The sequence below is a fragment of the Exiguobacterium sp. AB2 genome, assembly GCF_000696055.1.
In the GTDB taxonomy this organism is placed as follows: domain Bacteria; phylum Bacillota; class Bacilli; order Exiguobacteriales; family Exiguobacteriaceae; genus Exiguobacterium; species Exiguobacterium alkaliphilum.
In genome coordinates this window covers 1-18925 of sequence record NZ_JNAA01000058.1, presented here as the reverse complement: position 1 = coordinate 18925, position 18925 = coordinate 1, and the positions used below count along the sequence as shown (strand labels likewise).

Below are 18925 nucleotides of genomic sequence, written 5' to 3'. Positions count from 1 at the left end.
CCAATGTTTTGTCTACAGTCTGGAAAGACACCCGCTAGGCGAGTGTCCTTCATTTTATTTCTTAGGAGACATGACCGAGACGCTCGATCCGAGGATTTTCGGGAGACGTGTCGGTGTATCCGGTTGTTCTTCGATTTCGCCGTAAGCCGAGATGCCGTGCTCGGCGATATCGAGTCCGATGTCTTCTTGCTCTTCCGTGACGCGAAGCCCAATCGTCACGTCGAGAAGTTTCAAGAACGCATAGCTTCCGCCACCGGCGATGACCATGGCAATCAAGACGCCGAGCGCCTGAACGCCGAGCTGACCGAAACCACCACCGTAGAAGAGACCGGCCGAGCCGATACCTGTGATGTCAACGAGTCGTGGTGAGGCGAAGAAGCCAAGGGCGAGCGTCCCGATGATTCCAGCGACGCCGTGAACCGAGAAGGCGCAGAGCGGGTCGTCGACGTATTTCGCCATGAGGAGGCTCGTCCCGTATGTGGCGACTGCTGCGAGCGCACCGATGATGACGGCAGCCCACGGTTCGACGAATGCACAAGCGGCCGTGATGGCGACGAGCGCACCGAGGACACCGTTGACGACTGTCGGGATGTCGGCTTTTTTCCGGTGGACCATGACGATGGCGAGTGCACCGAGTGCACCGGCAGCCGTCGCGAGCATCGTCGTAAGGGCGACGTAGCCGAAGAATCCGTCAGCGACCGACATCGTCGATCCGGCGTTGAACCCGAACCAGCAAAGCCACAGCACAAGTCCGCCGACGACCGTTAACACGTGGTTGTGTCCGGCGAGGGATTCCGTTTTACGACGTGGTTTTAAGATGATTGTTGCCATAAGTGCGGCCATCCCGCCTTGAAGGTGAACGACAGCTGAGCCGGCAAAGTCTTGCATCCCCATCGAACCAAGCAGTCCGCCAGCCCATACCGAGCGGGCGACGATCGGATAAAGGATAGCGACAAAGAAGATGCCGAATAGGACGTAAGCAGAAAGTTTGGCCCGTTCTGCGAACCCGCCCCAAGCGATGGCGAGTGCGACCGCGACGAACGATAACTGGAACAAGAACTTGATGTCGATCGAGACGTTTGCCCAGTCTAAGCTTGTGAACGAACCGTTCAAGAAGAACCCTTCCGTTCCGAACCAGCGCGTCCCGTCCCCGAAGGATAGTCCGAATCCGACAGCCCAAAAAGCGAGTGCCGCCACAGAGAGGCTGATGATTTGTTTGACGGCGACGTGCCCGGCGTTTTTCGCCCGGAGCGTTCCCGTTTCAAGCAGGCCGAAGCCGAGTTGCATCGTCAAAACGAGCAATGCCGCGATGAGTACGAACAGCGTGTCCATATAATACATAATGTCTTCCATGTTGCGATTCCTCCTTTTTTTCATCGGTGTGGGTGAAAAGTTGTTTTCAGTGTAATGCGAATAAACAAGGGTGAATTGCATTTTGTCAGATTATCTGACATAGTTTTTTTAAAAGGAGGATGGGTGTGGTGGACTATAAAACGAAGAAAGTGATCGGAATGGGCGTCATCACGGAATTGACGGGGCTGTCTGAACGCCAAATTCGTTATTATGAAGCGAAGGGACTCATCTTCCCGGAGCGGACGAAAGGTGGTTCACGCAAATATTCTTTCCATGACGTCGAGCGCTTGATTGACGTCGCCTCGAAACTCGAGGACGGGTGGCGTATCCAAGATATTAAAGAGCGAGAGAAGCGTCTGTCGGCGAAACAGCGTGACGATCTCATCCGTGGACAGCTCAATTCGGCGTTCCGGACGTATCCGACAAAGAAATGACACAAAGAAAACACAATGAAAATGCTTCACATTAGCATTATTCTAATTAATTTCTGTATAATGTTTTTGAGTTCACATACCTATAGAAGAAGAGTGTAGGAGAATTAAAGAGGGGAATGACGCGACGTATGAACGATACTATTTTAAGGGCGTTTCGAGGAGAGGCGACGGACTATGTGCCAGTCTGGTACATGCGCCAAGCGGGACGCTACCAGCCGGAATATCGGGAGATTAAAAAGACGAGGACGTTATTCGAGATCACACACGACCCAGAATTGTGTGCGTATGTGACCGAGCTCCCGATCAAACAACTCGGCGTCGACGCGGCCATTCTATATAAAGACATCATGACACCGCTCCCATCGATGGGCGTCGATGTGGAAATCAAGAGCGGCATCGGTCCGGTCATTGATAACCCATATCGGACGATGGCCGACGTCGAGAGCTTGAAGCCGCTTAACCCGGATGACATCTCGTACGTGTTCGAGACGATCCGTTTGCTCCGGCAGCGCCTCGACGTGCCGCTCATCGGCTTCTCGGGCGCGCCGTTCACGCTCGCGAGCTATATGATTGAAGGCGGTCCGTCACGGAACTACCATCGTACGAAAGCGCTCATGTACGCGGAACCGGACGTATGGAACGCGCTCATGGACAAGCTCGGCGACATGGTCATCACGTATGCGAAAGCGCAGGCCGAGGCCGGGATTCAAGCGTTCCAGCTGTTCGACTCATGGGTCGGCACGCTCAGCCGGAAAGACTACGCCCGCTACATCAAGCCGACGACAGAACGGATCTTCCGTGAGCTTCGTGGACTTGATATCCCGCTCATCATGCACGGCGTCGGGGCGAGCCACCAAATCGAGGAATGGCACGACTTGCCGCTCGACGTCGTCGGCCTCGACTGGCGTCTATCCGTAGATGAAGCACGCGGACGTGGCATCACGAAAGCGGTCCAAGGAAACTTAGACCCGTCATACTTGCTCGCACCGTGGCCGGTCATCGAGGCGAAAGTGAAAGAAATTCTCGATGAAGGCATGAAGCAACCCGGATACGTCTTCAACTTGGGACATGGGGTGTTCCCGGAAGTCGATCCAGCCGTACTCGTCAAATTGACAGCGTTCATTCATGACTACTCACGTGAAAAAATGGGAGGCAAATCATTATGAAAACAGTCGGATTACTCGTCATGGCATATGGGACACCATACAAACCGGAAGACATCGAGCGTTACTACACGCACATCCGTTATGGCCGTAAGCCATCACCGGAAGCGCTTCAGGACTTGACGGAGCGCTACGAAGCGATCGGTGGCGTGTCACCGCTCGCGAAAATCACGGTCGACCAAGCCGAAGCGCTTCGCGACATCTTGAACGAGCGTCACGTCGGCGAAATCGAGTTCAAATTGTATATCGGTTTGAAACATATCGAACCGTTCGTCGAGGATGCGGTCGCGCAAATGGCGAACGACGGCATTAAAGAAGCGGTGTCGGTCGTATTGGCCCCGCACTACTCGTCATACAGCGTCAAGTCGTATAACGGCCGCGCCCACGAAGAAGCTTCGAAATACGGCATCGAGATTCGTTCGGTCGAGTCGTGGTATGACGAGCCGAAGTTCATCAACTGGTGGGCCGAAGCGATCAAAGCGACGTTCGCGAACTTGCCGGTCCCGGCCGAGAAGGCTTGCTTGATCGTGTCGGCGCACAGTCTTCCCGAGAAGATTTTGGCAGGCGGCGACCCGTACCCGGATCAATTGAAAGAGACGGCGGACAAGATTGCGTTAGCCGCTGGCGTACCGCATTACGAAGTGGGTTGGCAGTCGGAAGGGAACACTCCTGACCCGTGGATCGGACCAGACGTGCAAGATTTGACGGCTGAACTTTATGAAAAGCATGGATACGAAGCGTTCGTCTATACACCGGTCGGTTTCGTCGCGGATCACCTCGAGGTGCTCTTCGATAACGACGTCGAGTGTAAAGTCGTCTGTGACCGCTTAGGCGTTCACTATGCGCGCCCGAACATGCCAAACGCGGAGCGGAGCTTCATTGAAGCCATCGCCGATCGCATGGAAAGCGTGATCGTACATCATGCGTAATGTAACGATTGTCGGTGGTGGGATCACAGGTCTCACCGCCGCTTTTTATGCCGAGAAATATTTGCCGGAGGACGTGACAATCACGCTGCTCGAGGCGACGGACCGTCTCGGCGGAAAAATCGACACGTTCGAGACGGGGGAGTTCGCGGTCGAACGGGGACCAGACTCTTACGTATTCCGCAAGACGGCGATGACGGAGTTGATTCATGAGGTCGGCCTTGGTGACGAGATCGTACGAAACGGTGTCGGTCAGGCGTACGTCCTCCATCATGACGGCCTGCATCCCATCCCGAAACAAACGGTCATGGGCATCCCACTCGACGTCGATGCGTTTAAGGACACGACGCTCTTATCGGAAGAAGAACATGCCGCGCTCCGAGCGATGCTACTCGCGCCACCGGACGTTGAACCGCCGAAAACGGACGTGTCGCTCGGATTATATCTACGTGAGCGCGTCGGCGACCCAATCGTCGACCGGTTGATTGAACCGCTTCTTTCCGGGATTTACGCGGGAGATATCGACAAGATGAGCGCCTTGTCGACGTTCCCGCAGTTCATCGAAGGAGAGAAAAAGTACGGCAACCTGTATGAAGGGATGCGCCATCTTCGTCCCGAACAGCGTGTCGCCGAAGTCGGGGCGAAGAAAGTCGGGCAGTTCGCCTCGCTCAAGCGTGGCTTGAAGTCGCTCACCGACCGGCTCGCGGAGCGCCTTGAGCGGACCGAGGTCGTCTTGAACTGCTTCGTCGAACACGTCGAAGAGGTCGAGGACGGGTACCGGTTGCTCACGAATCGTGGCGACAAGGAGGCCGACCACTTAATCTTGACCGTGCCGCCGCGCCTCATCCGTCAGTTTTTACCGAAAGTCGACAGCGACTTCTTGGCGGACATGAAACCACACGCGACGGCGACGTGCTCGCTCGTCTTTAAACAAGACGACATCGAGTTGCCGTTCGTCGGGACCGGTTTCGTGACGAGTCAAGAAGCGGACGTGACGATCACAGCGTGCACGTTCATCGACCAAAAATGGCCGCACGCCGTACCGGAAGGGTATCACGTATTGCGTGTCTTCCTCGGGCGTCCGGGGGCCGATGACATCGTCGAGGCGTCCGATGAGACGATCGTGTCGACCGCACTCGGTGACCTTGGCCGCTTGATGACAATTAAAGGTGCCCCGATTGAAACGGTCGTCAGCCGTCTGCGCGACGGCTTGCCACCCTATGCCGTCTTCCATTCGGACCGGGTGCGTGCCCTCCGAGCCGAGCTGGGTCGGGTCTATCCTGGCGTGCTCTTAGCGGGCATCGCCTACGACGGGATTGGCATGCCGGACTGCATCAAGAGCGTCCATGAACAAGTCAAAACGTTAGGTGAGCACGTGTAAGCTTTTTGTGAAGAGAGGTGTTGGATTTTTCCGAACGCCTCTCTTTTTGTTATAGTTAAGGGCGAAACAGAAAAAGGAGTGGATGTTGATGGCAACGTACAAACTGTTCGTATCGGATATGGATGGCACGATTTTGCATAACCACACGCGGATCGCGAAAGAGACGGCCGAGGTCGTCCGCGAGGCGGAAGCACAAGGGATTCGCTTTGCGATTGCGACGGGACGCAATTATTTCAACGCGAAAGAGATTCTCGATGAGGTCGGCCTGTCGTGCCCGATCGTCTCGTCGAACGGGGGACGGGTGTTGACGGAGACGGGTGAGGTGCTCCACGAAATCGACTTGACGACCGAGGACGCATTAAAAGTCGTCTCCGTGCTTCATCAAGACCACAAGTATGCGGACGTCTTCTATGAGATGTACTCGGAGGCCGGACTCGTGGCGAGCCGTATGGATTTAATCGAAGCTGCAATGGAGAACTTGAAGCAAAACGGTGACGATCGTTCGCTCGAGATGTACGAGTTCTTCCGTAAACGTTATTACGTGAACGAAGATGTGAAACTTGTGGAAGATATCGAACATTTCATCCAACACGAGGCGGGACGCGTCTATAAGTTCATCGCCTTCTCGAGCCATTTTGAGAAGATGTCTGCCTTGTGGGCCGAAATCGATGAACAAGTCGACGGCGTCTACGTGACTTCGTCGGGCGACGACAACATCGAGGTGATGGCGAATGGGGCCGATAAAGGACACGGCGTCACGAAGCTCGCCGAGCATTTCGGCGTCGACTTGTCAGATGTCGTCGTCATCGGCGATAACTTGAATGACGTCCCGATGTTCGAAGTGGCCGGGAAAGGCATCGCCATGGCGAACAGCCACGAAGAATTGATTAAAATCAGTGACCACGTGACGGAGCGCCATGACGAATATGGCGTCGCGAAAGCATTGAAGCGCGTCATGAACGGCGAATGGAAGTAATTCATTTGTCGAGCTGAGCGGTCGTCTCGTATAATGAACGTATGACTAGTCACTAGGAGGACAAACAGCGTGAAATTCATCTTCAATCCGGATATCCGGGACCCAAAGCTCAACTTGGCGGTCGAGGAGTATATCCTCAAGCATTTGAACGTCGAGCATGAGGATTACTTCTTGTTCTACATTAACGGGCCGTCCATCATCATCGGCAAAAACCAGAATACGTCGGAAGAAGTCAATTTGAAGTATATCGAAGAGAACGGCATCGACGTCGTCCGTCGTCTCTCAGGCGGGGGTGCCGTCTATCATGACGAGGGCAACTTGAACTTCAGCTTCATCACGAAAGATGACGGCAACTCATTTAACAACTATAAGAAGTTCACGCAACCGATCGTCGATGCGCTCAAACAGCTCGGTGTCGAAGCCGAGCTGACGGGACGCAACGACATCCAAGTCGGCGAACGTAAAATCAGCGGTAACGCCCAGTTCACGACACGCGGTCGCATGTTCAGCCACGGCACGCTCATGTTCAACTCGAACATCGAAGAAGTCGTCAACTCGCTCAACGTCTCGGAAGAGAAGATGCGCTCGAAAGGAATCAAGTCGGTCCGGAGCCGCGTCGCGAACATCACCGAGTTTTTGGAAAGTGAGATGGCGATGGAGCACTTCATCGAGGCACTCCTTCATTCAATCTATGATGGAAAAGAACCAGAGCGTTACGTGCTTCGTGACGAAGACTGGGAAATCGTCCAAGACATCTCGAAGGAACGTTACGCGAACTGGGACTGGAACTTTGGCAAGTCACCGAAGTTTGATGTCGAGTCGAAACGCCGCTTCCCAATCGGAACGATTGACGTCCGCTTGAACGTCAACAAAGGGACGATCACCGAGGCGAAGATTTACGGTGACTTCTTCGGTGTCGGCGATATCCATGACGTCGAGCAAGCGCTCGTCGGGACGCGTTTCGAACGAGGCGCGATTCGGGAACAATTGTCACACCTTGACATCAAACATTACTTCGGCAACGTCGAGCTCGAAGAACTCGTCGATCTTATTAGCTGAAGCGGCTCTACGGTCAGGATGGTCTCAACGCGAGACCATCCTTTTTTGGCAGTTTCGTGAAACATTGACGGTGGCGTTGCGACGGCTCGGGTAGAGGCGTATCATATTCAGTGCAAGCGCTTTCGTAACGAGCGACGACGTGGAGGAGGAATCAAGATGTACCGTTTCATCACAGAATGGATGGACACGAACCAATTGTGGGTGACCGATCAAATGACGTTCGATCGGGCTGTACAGGCGATCGGCTTAGAATTAGAAGGGAGAGGCATCGTCGACGGAACGTTCACCCGGGCAGTGCTCGAACAGGAGCGGACGATTCCGTCCGGCGTGGCGGATGTGGCCGTCCCGGTCGCCGTCATCGATGTACCGCGTCACGTGACGCGAGAAGATGGGATCACGCTACTTCACTTGAACCATCCGTTCGACGTCCTCAGCATCACCGGCGAACCGGTCCGGGCCGAGATGTTGTTTTTTGTCACAGCGACGACAGAGGCGCGACGGGAAGCGTTCCATAAACTGATGGACGATTTGCTGATGGATGATGAGACGCTTCAGGCACTCGCGCACATAAAGAGTCGAAGCGGATTGTACCATTTGCAGACGATGGATTTGAAAGCGTTTTCTTCCTGAACAGTTTCATGTACAATAGAACTAACTAAAAAAGAGCGCGGAGCCCGTGCTCTTTTTTACGGCGTAAAAGTGAACCGTCATTCATTCAAAAGGGGGATTACTATGGCAAACTTAGTCACGGCGTTACGAGATGTAGTGGCTGAACATCCAGCAAAAGCGGCCTACGTGTTTGGGGAAGACACGGTCAGCTACGAACAATTTTTAGGACAAGTGCAGGCGATGGCGTCGACGCTTGAAGCAAAAGGGGTCAATCAAGGCGACCACGTCGCCCTCGTCCTCGGTAATAGCCCGGCGTTTTTGATTTCATACTTCGCGGTGCTCGCACGGGGCGGGGTCGTGATCCCAATCAACCCTACATACACGCCCGACGAGATGGCGTATATCTTACTTGATGGGGACGTGAAGGCGATTGTTGGCTTATCGCCGCTCATCGCCCAAGCGAAAGCGGCGCTGTCGCAACTGCCGCAATTGAAACTCGTCGTCTCGGTACCGTACGCCGAAGTGCCGGCCGAAGCTGAACGTGGCGCCATCGAGTTCTTACCGTTCGCCGACGCGCTTAAAGGCTCAGGTGGGACGTTACACTTCGTCGACGAAGAGGAAGTCGCCGTCATCTTGTATACGAGCGGGACGACGGGCAAACCGAAAGGAGCCCTCTTGACCCATCGGAATCTATACTCCAACGCGCAATCGATAGGGGAATATTTGGAGATCACTCCGGACGACAAAGCGCTCGCCGCGTTGCCGATGTTCCATGTCTTCTGTCTCACGGTCATCGTCAATGCGCCGTTACTACGCGGGGCGACCATCGTCATCCTGCCGAAATTCTCGCCACAGGACGTGTTCGACTTGATTCCGAAGCATCGCGTCACCATCTTCGCGGGCGTGCCGACGATGTACAACTTCCTCCTGCAGACCGCGCTGAAAGTCCCGGCCTATACGTCGGCTTTGAAGCACGTCCGTATCTTCGTCTCCGGCGGGGCGAGCCTTCCGGTCCAGTTGCTCGAGACGTTCGAGACGACGTTTGAATGCAAGATCCTCGAAGGGTATGGCTTGTCTGAAGCATCTCCGGTGACATGCTTCAACCCGCTCCACGGGGAACGGAAAGCCGGATCGATTGGACCGTCCATCGTCCATGTGGAGAATAAGATCGTCGATGAGCTCGGAGAAGAGGTCGGTGTCGATGAAGTCGGGGAGCTCATCGTCCGCGGGCCGAACGTCATGAAAGGCTACTATAAGCTGCCTGAAGAGACGGCGGTGACGCTTCGAGACGGCTGGCTCTATACGGGCGACTTGGCTAGACGGGATGAAGACGGCTACTTCTACATCGTCGACCGGAAGAAAGATATGGTCATCGTCGGCGGCTATAACGTCTATCCGCGCGAAGTCGAAGAAGTGTTGTATCAACATCCGGGAATCGTCGAAGCGGCGGTCATCGGAGTACCGGACGCCGAGCAAGGCGAGGCGGTCAAGGCGTTCGTCGTGACGCGGGAGGACGTCTCGATCGAGGACATCCGTTCGTTCGCGGCGACGAAGCTCGCGAAATATAAGCAACCGACGCAAATCGAGTTGATTGACGAGTTGCCACGGAACACGACCGGGAAGATTTTACGGACCGTCTTGAAGAGCGAGGCGTTCCAAAACAGTTGAACGAAGGGGCGACGTGTTGTCGCTCTTTTTTGCGCACTACATTTGACACCTTTACGGGGTAGGGGTATATTGGTGGTGAGGTGATAACCATGGAAGAATTCATGCATGAGCAACCGATCGTCCCGCGGGACGATGCCGAACGGGAAGCGCTCAGCAAACGGCTGCGCCGGATCGAGGGACAAGTCCGAGGGATTCAAAAGATGGTCGAGAACGACCGTTACTGTGTCGACATTTTGACGCAGACGTCAGCGATTCAAGCCGCGCTCAAACAAGTCGAGTTGCATTTGCTCGAGCGACATATGCGGAAATGTCTCGTCCATGCCAGTGAGACGGAAAATATGGACCCGTACATTGACGAATTGATGACAATCGTCAACCGCATTAAAAAGTAGGGAGGTCTGTTCATGAAAACCGTCGAACTCTCGATTCAAGGGATGACGTGCGCCGCATGTTCGGCCCGAATCGAAAAAGTGTTGAATAAGATGGACGGTGTCGAAGCGACCGTCAACTTGCCGCTTGAGACGGCGACGATCCGTGTCGAAGACGGCATCACCGAGGAAGAGCTGATCGCCCGCATCGAGAAACTCGGTTACGGGGCAGCACACAAAGTCGAGATGACGCCAAAGCGGGACTTGCGTCCGCTCGAACGGAAAGTACTCATCTCGTCGCTCCTATCGGCCCCGCTGTTGCTCGTCATGATCACGCACATCCCGGGGTTCATGTTTCATGCCGATTGGCTCATGAACCCGTGGTGGCAGTTCGCCCTGGCGACGCCGGTCCAGTTTTGGATTGGGGCGCAGTTTTATCAAGGGGCATACAAAAGCTTGAAGAGCGGCAGTGCGAATATGGACGTCCTCGTCGCGACGGGGACGTCGGCTGCCTACTTCTATTCGGTGTTCGAGATGCTCGCCCACCCGATGCACCCGGCACTCTACTTTGAGACGAGTGCGGTGTTGATCACGCTCGTCCTCGTCGGGAAATGGCTCGAGGCACGGGCAAAAGAGAAAACGACCGATGCGCTCAAATCGCTCTTGTCGCTTCAGGCGAAAGAAGCGATTCTCCTCGTCGATGGTGAAGAACGTGCCGTGGCGGTCGAACTCGTCCGCGCCGGAGATATGCTCGTCGTCCGACCGGGTGAAAAAGTACCGGTCGATGGACGAATCATCGAGGGTGAGACGATCATCGATGAATCAATGTTAACAGGTGAATCGATTCCGACTGAAAAAGCGATGGGCGCAGAAATTGTCGGCGGGACGATCAACCGGTCGCACCGCGTGGTGATGCAGGCTGAACGTGTCGGCAGTGAGACGATGCTCGCTCAAATCGTGCGCGTCGTCGAGCAGGCCCAGACCGATAAAGCTCCGATTCAACGGCAGGCCGACCGCATCTCCGGTGTCTTCGTCCCGATTGTCGTCGCCATCAGTGCGGTCACGTTCGCCGTCTGGGCGTTCGGGTTCGGTAATTTGGATATGGCGATTCGATCCTCGATCGCGGTACTCGTCATCGCCTGCCCATGTGCCCTCGGTCTCGCCACGCCGACGTCCATCATGGTCGGGACAGGCCGTGCCGCCGAGCAGGGCGTCTTGTTCAAAGGTGGCGGTCAGCTCGAGTCGTTGAACGGGGCCGACATCGTCGTCTTTGATAAGACGGGTACGCTCACGAACGGGACGCCGGAAGTGGTAGCCACGTTCGGAGATGAGACGTTGATGCGCCAAGCGGTCATGGCTGAGCGCCAGTCAACGCACCCGCTCGCGACGGCGATTGGGAAGCTTGATGGGACGGGGCGGGTCGAACAAATGGAAGAGCTCGCCGGTCGAGGATTGAAAGCGGTCGTGGATGGGAATGAACTTCTCATCGGTTCGGTTCGCTTAATGGAAGAAGCAGGATTCAGCTTGCCCGATTGGAAGATGGGAGCGATGACGCCGGTGTATGTGGCGGATGCTTCCGGGATCCAGGCGGCGTTCGGATTGAAGGACCGCTTGAAACAAGGGAGCCGTGACGTCGTGGCCGAACTCGCGAAGACGCGGGCCGTCTACGTCTTGACCGGTGACCGTAAGGAAGTCGCGCTCGATGTGGCCCGTGAACTCGGTATCCCCGCGTCGAACGTGATCGCGGAGGTGCTCCCCGTCGAGAAGGCCGACCACGTCGAGGCGCTGAAGAAAAAAGGCCGCGTCGCCATGGTCGGGGACGGTATGAACGATGCCCCGGCGCTCGCCGTCGCAGACGTCGGCATCGCTTTTGGGAGCGGCACAGACGTCGCCTTGGAGGCGGCCGATGTGACAGTGATGGGCAAAGACGTCGTCGGTGTGAACCGAGCCCTCGAGATGAGCCGGTTGACGATGAAAAACATCCGTCAAAACTTGTTCTGGGCGCTCGCCTACAACAGTCTTGGTATTCCGGTCGCGGCGGCGGGGCTACTCGCGCCTTGGATCGCCGGCGCGGCGATGGCGTTCAGTTCGGTCTCGGTCGTCTTGAACGCGTTACGATTGAAAACACAAGGAGGACATCCACATGAATGAAACGGTATTGAAAGTAGAAGGCATGACATGTAACCACTGCAAGGCGGCCGTCGAGGGCGCTTTGACGGAATTAGAAGGTGTCGAGTCGGCAATCGTGTCACTCCAAGACCACCGCGTCGACGTGATTCATAACGATCACGTATCGGTGAAAAAAATGATTGAAGCGATTGAAGAGCAAGGCTACGACGTAAACGCCTGACCGAGATCCCGCCCTTGAGGCGGGATTTTTTTGCGTTTTCCATCGAGACAGAAATGTGCTATATTATAGGTGATAATGAGAATCGGTATCAATGAGAGGTGGGGTTACGATGGAACTCGTCATGATTAGTGGCGTCGTGGCGCTCGTGAGCGGAGGAGCGGCTTTCTTGGCTCAACAATTACGCGGACAGACGTCCCGTTAAAGAGGGGAGACCCTCTTTTTTGTCGAGCAATTGCAGGTTTAGACGTAGTCCTTCCCATCATTTATCCATAATTGTTTGATATAATATGTAAAAACGTTGCAGGAGTGAATCGGATGTATACAATCTATTTGGTCGACGATGAAATCAACTTGAATAAAATGCTCGTCACATATTTAGAGCAGGAAGGTTACCGGGTCCGTTCGTTCGCCGACGGTGCCTCGGCACAAGCGGCGATTAAAGATGAGCCCGATTTATGGGTACTCGACATCATGTTGCCGGACCTTGACGGGTTCCAGCTATTGAAACAAATCAAGGCGACGAACGCCAACACCCCGACGATTTTTATCTCGGCACGCGATGAGGATATCGATAAGATTATCGGGCTCGAGATGGGGTCGGACGACTATATCGCCAAGCCGTTCTTGCCGCGCGAACTCGTCATCCGTGTCAAAAAGCTGATCGATCGCGTGTACGGCTCGAAGTCCAATGAGCATATCGAGTACGGCGAATACACGATTTATCCGGACAAGCGGCTCATCAAACACCAAGAGGACGATATCGATTTGACGTCGAAAGAGTTTGATTTGTTGCTCCTCTTCCTCGAGCATCCCGGTTCGGCGTTGTCGCGCGAACAGATTCTCGAGGGTGTATGGGGACACGATTACTTCGGTTCGGACCGGGTCGTCGATGACTTGGTCCGCCGTCTGCGCAAGAAGTTGCATCGACTCGAGCTCGAGACGCTCTACGGCATCGGGTATCGTCTCGTCAAACCGTGATGTTCGAGCAACTCAAGCCGAAACAGCTCATGTGGAAGATTTGGGTGCTCATCCTGCTCATCATCGTCACGCTCGCGCTCATGATTCTCCTGACGGTCCGCTCTTCGATCGCGCAATTTATCGATGAACAAGTGTACGAGACGCTGCAGGACGTCGATTATTACCTCGGCAATACGAATCAGCTCGAGAACATTCCGCAAAATCCGATCGAGTATGACCGGCGCCAACAAGAATCGCGCTCGGTCAATCAGCTCATCTTTTTGCCGAACGGTCGCATCATTTATGGTTCGGCTCCGCTCGAGTTGACGAATCGGATGTATCGGGAAGCGATTGAACAGACGAGTGAGATCGCGAAATACCAGACGACGATTGACGGAGAGGACGTCTACTATATCATCCGTCAAAACGAATACGACGGGACGCTCATTTATCAGGCGTCTTACGCCTGGGATGCGTATCGCCGTGAGCTCGTCTCGACATTGTTCTGGCGCATCTCCATCTTGATTGGGGTCATCAGTCTGTTGTCGCTCATCCCGGCGCTTTGGATGTCACGTGAGTTGACGAAACCGATCGTCGAGATGGAACGAGCCGTCGAGAAGATTTCGAATCGGCAATGGGAGGCCGTGCTCCCGCTCGCAAGAGAGGATGAGCTTGGACAGTTGGCGCGCTCGATTGATGCGATGCGACTCGAACTTCAAGAGCAGGACTTGGCGCAGCAGGCGCTCCTCCAGAACATCTCGCACGATTTGAAGACGCCAATCATGGTCATCCGCGGTTATGCGCAATCGATTGGGGACGGGATTTACCCGACCGGTGATTTGAGAGGGTCGGCCGAAGTGATTGACGAAGAAGCGTCGCGTCTTGAGAAAAAAGTCGTCGATTTGCTTTACGTCACAAAACTCGAATATTTTAAAGGACAGGAGATGCGGCTTGAGCCGATCAATCTCGACAAGCTGATGGAGTTGCTCGTAGCCCGTTTCAAACTGAGAGGGGACCTCGAGTGGGCGGTGACCGGGCACGCCGGAGAGATGCTCGGGGACGGCGAGCAGATTCGGGTCGCATTCGAAAACGTGCTCGACAACGCCCTTCGCTATGCGCAGTCGTCGATTCGAATCCATTTGAATCGCACCGACGCCGGTGTCGAAATTGTCATTGCAAACGACGGTCCGCCGGTCGACGAAAACCTCGACTTGTTCCATCAATTCTCTCGAGGCAAGCAAGGCAAGTTCGGGCTCGGCCTGTTCATCGTCCAACGTATCGTGACGTTGCATCACGGCGAGGTCACGTTAGGAAATACGGCGGACGGAGTGGCTGTGCGTTTCCGTTTCCCGCATTCGAAAACCGTTCAAATCTCAAATTCAGACGAATGATTCTCAAAAACCAGCTGAAACGGCTGGTTTTTTTATTGGCAATGGGGAAATCCGATTTGCGGCTTTCATAAGAACTTGATATGAATAACGTGTAAGGCACAATAAACGGTATGGAGGATGAACAGATGACGCAGTTGACGAATGACACAAGAGCTTTGATTCCGGTGTTTAACGAGTATGGGGAAGCCGAGACGCTCGTCTATCAGCCGGACGGGATTCATCGGATGAAAGGGGCACCGATGCAGTTGCTCGAGCACGCTTGTCTCTATTATGGGTCGAGCATCCAAGGGCGCATCGAGGCGGCGCGACACGTGCTCGGTCCGCACCGGAAAACACCGGTCGTCATGGATTGGCATGCCGACGCGGTCTTCTTTCCGACGATTGCGAAAGAGAGCCCGGACTGCGCATGGATCAACTTTCAGCACGTCACGGACATCAAGCCGGGGGCGAACGGCACGCGCATTCAATTTTTGACAGGCGAGTCCGTCCAAGTGAACGTGTCCGACCATACGGTCTCGCGTCAGAAGCAACGTTCCATCGAAATCTCCTACGCTTTCCAAAAACGGTTTCACGGCAGCACATTGAAACAAACGTAAGCATTGAAATCGATGTGGAACCCCTCTATGATGAAGAAGAATAGTTCATATGTGTATTTGCACATTATATGAAAGCGAGGGGTCCATATGTTTTTTCAACAAATGATTGAGCGAGGAAAACTCGTCATCGTGTTTTTACTCGTCGCAATCATCGTCGGCTTGCTCACGTTCTTCCAACTGCCGAAGCGTGAAATCCCGGAGACGAGCATCAACATCGTGCTCGTCCAGACGCCGTATCCAGGGGCGACCGCTGAAGCGGTCGAACGGAACGTCACGAGTGTGCTCGAGGACGAATTAAGGAACATCGAAGGGGTGGAGAACGTGACCTCCCTCTCGGCGTCCGAGTTCTCAAACATCACGGTCGAATACGAGGACGGCTTGAACAAGTCCGAACTTCAGGCGAACGTGCGCCAAGCCGTGTCGGATGCCCAGTCGCGTCTGCCGGATGAGGCGCTTCCGCCGACCGTGAACGATTCGGTCGGTCAACTTCCGGTCGCCTCGTATTTGTTGACGGCGGATGACCGTGAATCACTCGAGACGATTCGAGGCAACGTCGAACAGGTAGAAGAACGCCTGTCCCGCACGGCCGGCGTGACCGGCGTGACGATTAAAGGGCTCCCGGAAACGGAGTTCGTCGTCTCGCTCGATTCGGAAGCGCTCGGGGAACGCCAACTCGCCTTCCCAGACGTGTTAACGGCCATCAATGAAGAGTACAAGACGACGCCGCTCGGACGTCAATCGACGGAAGACGGCATCTATCAGCTTGCAATCGATAGCTTGACGAACGTCAATGACATGGACCAAGTCGTCATCGGATCGTTCGAAGGCGAGCCTGTGTTGCTCGCAGACGTCGGTACGGTCGAGGAGGCACCGAAAGCGGTGACCGACCTCGTCTCGCTTGACGGGAAGCCGGCCGTCTCGTTCACGGTGACGATTGAACCAGGTCAAGACATTCCAACGCTTCAGGAACGGGTCGACGAAGTCGTCACATCGGAAGTCGGCAACCTCGACAGCGTCGAGCTCGTCACGTACTCCGATCAGGCGGAAGCGGTCGATGCGATTTTCTCCTCGCTCACGCGCGAGTTTTTGATCGCGATGATCGCGGTCATCGTCGTGACGACGATTGGCTTGACGTTCACGGGCTCGCTCATCGTCAGTTTGGCGATCCCGCTCTCGTTCTTGCTCGCGTTGATTCCGCTCCGCTTCACCGGGGTCGATTTGAACCAAATCTCGATTATCGGTGCGATTATCGCCCTCGGGATTCTTGTCGATGACGCCATCGTCGTCAACGACAATATTTTACGTCGATACCGGAAGGGGGACTCGGCGATGCTCGGGGCCGTCCGTGGGACGAAGGAAGTGTGGGGCTCGATCGTCACGTCGACGCTCGCTGTCGTCTTCGCCTTCTTGCCGCTGACGTTACTGTCGGGCGCGAACGGGAACTTCATCCGGGCGCTGCCGACCGTGCTCGCTTTATCGGTGCTCGCATCAATGGTCATCAGCTTGACGCTTGTCCCGATCGCGCAATATTGGCTGAACCGCAAGCAAGTCCGCGTCTCGAAACGCGAGCCGGGTTGGCTCGGTGGACCGCTTAACCGGTTGAGCAACTTCTATGCAGATAAATTGCTCCCGCTCGTCGCGAAACGGCCATGGACGTTCGGTCTCGTCGGCTTCGTCCTCACGACGGCGCTCTACGGCCTCATCTTGTTGACGCCGTTCGAGTTCTTCCCGGCAGCGAACCGCCCGGAAGTCGTCACGAGCGTCACGTTCCCGGTCCAGACGAACCTTGAAGAGACGGAACGTCGCTTGAGGCAGATGGAAGCCGAGTTCCGAGACGTCGACGGCGTCGTCGAGACGTCCGTCTTCGCAGGAAGTGGATTGCCGAGTCTGTTCACGGGTGGGCTAGACCAGTCAGGCGAAAACACAGGACAGATCGTCGTCCGCGTCGATAACGATCAAATTGACGCGATTCAACTGATTGACCGCTACACGACACAATTACGTGAAAATTATCCTGACGCGGAGATTTTCTTAGAAACGCAACAGCAAGGACCACCGGCTTCGGCCCCGGTCGAGTTCACGATGCGCGGTGAGACGATTGATCAGCTTGTCGAAGCCCGCGACACGGTGAAAGCCGAGCTCGAGGCGATAGAAGGTGCGCTCGTCCTCGACGACATCAAAGAGCCGTTCCAGACGCTCACGTACGAGCTCGACCGTGAAGCGATGGCATCCGCCGGTGTGACGGCGAAGACGATCAGTGATCAAATCCGTCTCGTCACAGACGGGGTGCCAATCGGAACGTTCGACGACGGCGTCGAGCAACGTGACGTCAAAATCGTCATCGATGCTGAGGCGAACCGTGAGGCGCTCGCACTAGACGACATTCTCGTCCCGGTGCAAACGGAGGCCGGTCCGCCGGTCGCCCCGCTCAGTACGTTCGTCGATGAGACGACGACCGAGCAAATTCAACAAATCCCGCGGGAGAACGGAGAACGCACCGTGACGCTTCGCATCTATCCGACCGAAGGGATGGACGAGGAAGCGTTCAGAGCGGACGTCGATCGCGTGCTTGAGGACGCGCAAGCCGGCTTGACTGACGATGGCATCTCATTCGCCCAGACCGGGTCGAGTGATACGCAAAACGAGTTCTTCCTTGAACTCGCCACGTTGTTCGTCGTCGTCTTGTTCTTAATCTTCTTGATTATCGCATTCCAGTTCAATTCATTGTCACTACCGATGCTCGTCCTGTTCACGATTTACTTGGCGATTGCCGGAGCTGTCGTCGGACTGTTCATCACACAGACGCCATTTAGCTTCATGGCTTCGATGGGGATTGTCTCGCTCGCCGGAATCGTCGTTCGGAACGCCGTCGTCTTGTTCGAGTTCATCGAGCAAGGGATTCGGGACGGCATGGCTGTAACGACCGCTGTCTATGAAGCTGGCCGGGCCCGGATTCGTCCGATCCTGTTGACGGCCTTGACCGCCGTCGTCGCCCTCTTGCCGGTCGCGTTCGGACAAGACCCACTCTTCAAACCACTTGCCATCTGTATCGTGTCAGGGATTCTGTTCTCGACGGTACTGACGCTCGTGCTCGTCCCGGCCTACTACTTGATTTTGGCGAAACGTCGCCACCGGGATAAACCGTTCACAGAGTAATTGTATGACGACAAAGGATGGCCCGAGGTGGGCCATCCTTTGTTCGTTTACGTCGGGAGACGTATGTTTTTGTGAGATGCTCTATGGGTATAATAAGAGAAGGACTTCACAATATTGGAGGGAATCAACGATGAATGATTCATACACATGGTTAAACCGCCGGACGATTCGCCCGGCTTATAGTGCGACAGGGGGACGGGCGTGGACGAGTGAGCGCGTCGTCCGTCCTGATGCGGCGCGTGGAAAGACGGTTCGTGGTGTGAAACGCGTCCGTCGCCCATACACGGACGAGCATGGCAACCGCCGCTACACGACGAGTCGTGTCGTCATCACCGATGCGGCGCGTAAAGCACGGGCGAACGGTCACGGCGAAGCGGCCGTTCAACTCGAACTGTCGGTGCCGACGCCGTATGAGCGCGTGCGTGAGATGATTCCGACGAAGAAAGTGCTCGTCCCGGTCATGGCCGGCCTCGCCGTCGCCGGTGGGATTGCCGGTGCGGTCTATGCGCTGCGGAAGAAAAAGCGAAACAAGAACAAA

17 protein-coding genes are annotated in these 18925 nt (G+C 55.2%); 16 read left to right on the top strand and 1 reads right to left on the bottom strand.

Going from position 1 to position 18925, the window contains the following annotated elements:
• Positions 1-54: 54 nt before the first annotated feature.
• Entirely contained in the window at positions 55-1353 is a 1299-nt protein-coding gene (locus tag DI14_RS08365; protein WP_034807473.1) for an ammonium transporter, read from the bottom strand.
• A 128-nt stretch (positions 1354-1481) separates the two neighbouring features.
• On the opposite strand from DI14_RS08365, the gene DI14_RS08360 reads away from it, so the two are divergent.
• From DI14_RS08360 to DI14_RS08285, 16 genes are all read left to right on the top strand, one after another.
• Entirely contained in the window at positions 1482-1787 is a 306-nt protein-coding gene (locus tag DI14_RS08360; RefSeq protein WP_034807472.1) for a MerR family transcriptional regulator, read from the top strand.
• Between the two features lie 116 nt (positions 1788-1903).
• Entirely contained in the window at positions 1904-2953 is a 1050-nt protein-coding gene (gene hemE / locus DI14_RS08355) for a uroporphyrinogen decarboxylase (RefSeq protein WP_034807470.1), read from the top strand.
• Entirely contained in the window at positions 2950-3879 is a 930-nt protein-coding gene (gene hemH / locus DI14_RS08350) for a ferrochelatase (RefSeq protein ID WP_034807469.1), read from the top strand. The genes hemE and hemH overlap by 4 nt, the downstream gene beginning before the upstream one ends.
• Positions 3872-5257, top strand: a complete 1386-nt coding sequence (hemG, locus tag DI14_RS08345; RefSeq protein WP_034807467.1) for a protoporphyrinogen oxidase — start codon at positions 3872-3874, stop codon at positions 5255-5257. The genes hemH and hemG overlap by 8 nt, the downstream gene beginning before the upstream one ends.
• 88 nt (positions 5258-5345) lie before the next feature.
• Positions 5346-6233 (top strand): Cof-type HAD-IIB family hydrolase, encoded by an 888-nt coding sequence (locus DI14_RS08340; RefSeq protein WP_235193426.1) that lies wholly within the window; start codon positions 5346-5348, stop codon positions 6231-6233.
• Between the two features lie 69 nt (positions 6234-6302).
• A complete protein-coding gene (locus tag DI14_RS08335) occupies positions 6303-7292 on the top strand; it encodes a lipoate--protein ligase (RefSeq protein WP_034807464.1) in 990 nt (329 codons plus the stop codon).
• 156 nt (positions 7293-7448) lie between these two features.
• Entirely contained in the window at positions 7449-7922 is a 474-nt protein-coding gene (locus DI14_RS08330) for a PTS sugar transporter subunit IIA (RefSeq protein ID WP_034807462.1), read from the top strand.
• Positions 7923-8024: 102 nt separating this feature from the next.
• Positions 8025-9569 carry a fatty acid--CoA ligase family protein gene (locus DI14_RS08325; protein ID WP_034807459.1) on the top strand — a complete coding sequence of 515 codons (1545 nt, stop codon included), beginning with the start codon at positions 8025-8027 and terminating at the stop codon, positions 9567-9569.
• 89 nt (positions 9570-9658) lie between these two features.
• Positions 9659-9961 carry a metal-sensitive transcriptional regulator gene (locus tag DI14_RS08320; RefSeq protein WP_034807456.1) on the top strand — a complete coding sequence of 101 codons (303 nt, stop codon included), beginning with the start codon at positions 9659-9661 and terminating at the stop codon, positions 9959-9961.
• Positions 9962-9973: 12 nt separating this feature from the next.
• The gene (locus tag DI14_RS08315; RefSeq protein WP_034807453.1) at positions 9974-12088 is read left to right on the top strand and encodes a cation-translocating P-type ATPase; all 2115 of its coding nucleotides are present in this window, start codon (positions 9974-9976) and stop codon (positions 12086-12088) included.
• On the top strand, positions 12081-12287 hold the full coding sequence (gene copZ, locus DI14_RS08310) for a copper chaperone CopZ (protein ID WP_034807450.1): 207 nt from the start codon (positions 12081-12083) through the stop codon (positions 12285-12287). The genes DI14_RS08315 and copZ overlap by 8 nt, the downstream gene beginning before the upstream one ends.
• A 315-nt stretch (positions 12288-12602) precedes the next feature.
• Positions 12603-13265 (top strand): response regulator transcription factor, encoded by a 663-nt coding sequence (locus DI14_RS08305; protein WP_034807448.1) that lies wholly within the window; start codon positions 12603-12605, stop codon positions 13263-13265.
• Positions 13265-14635, top strand: coding sequence for a HAMP domain-containing sensor histidine kinase (locus DI14_RS08300; protein ID WP_034807476.1), 1371 nt, complete (start codon positions 13265-13267; stop codon positions 14633-14635). Before DI14_RS08305 ends, DI14_RS08300 begins: the two co-directional genes overlap by 1 nt.
• 125 nt (positions 14636-14760) lie before the next feature.
• Positions 14761-15231, top strand: a complete 471-nt coding sequence (locus tag DI14_RS08295; RefSeq protein WP_034807445.1) for a competence protein ComK — start codon at positions 14761-14763, stop codon at positions 15229-15231.
• 87 nt (positions 15232-15318) lie between these two features.
• On the top strand, positions 15319-18387 hold the full coding sequence (locus DI14_RS08290) for an efflux RND transporter permease subunit (RefSeq protein WP_034807442.1): 3069 nt from the start codon (positions 15319-15321) through the stop codon (positions 18385-18387).
• Positions 18388-18517: 130 nt separating this feature from the next.
• A partial coding sequence (locus tag DI14_RS08285) for a hypothetical protein (RefSeq protein ID WP_034807440.1) occupies positions 18518-18925 on the top strand: 408 nt, incomplete at its 3' end.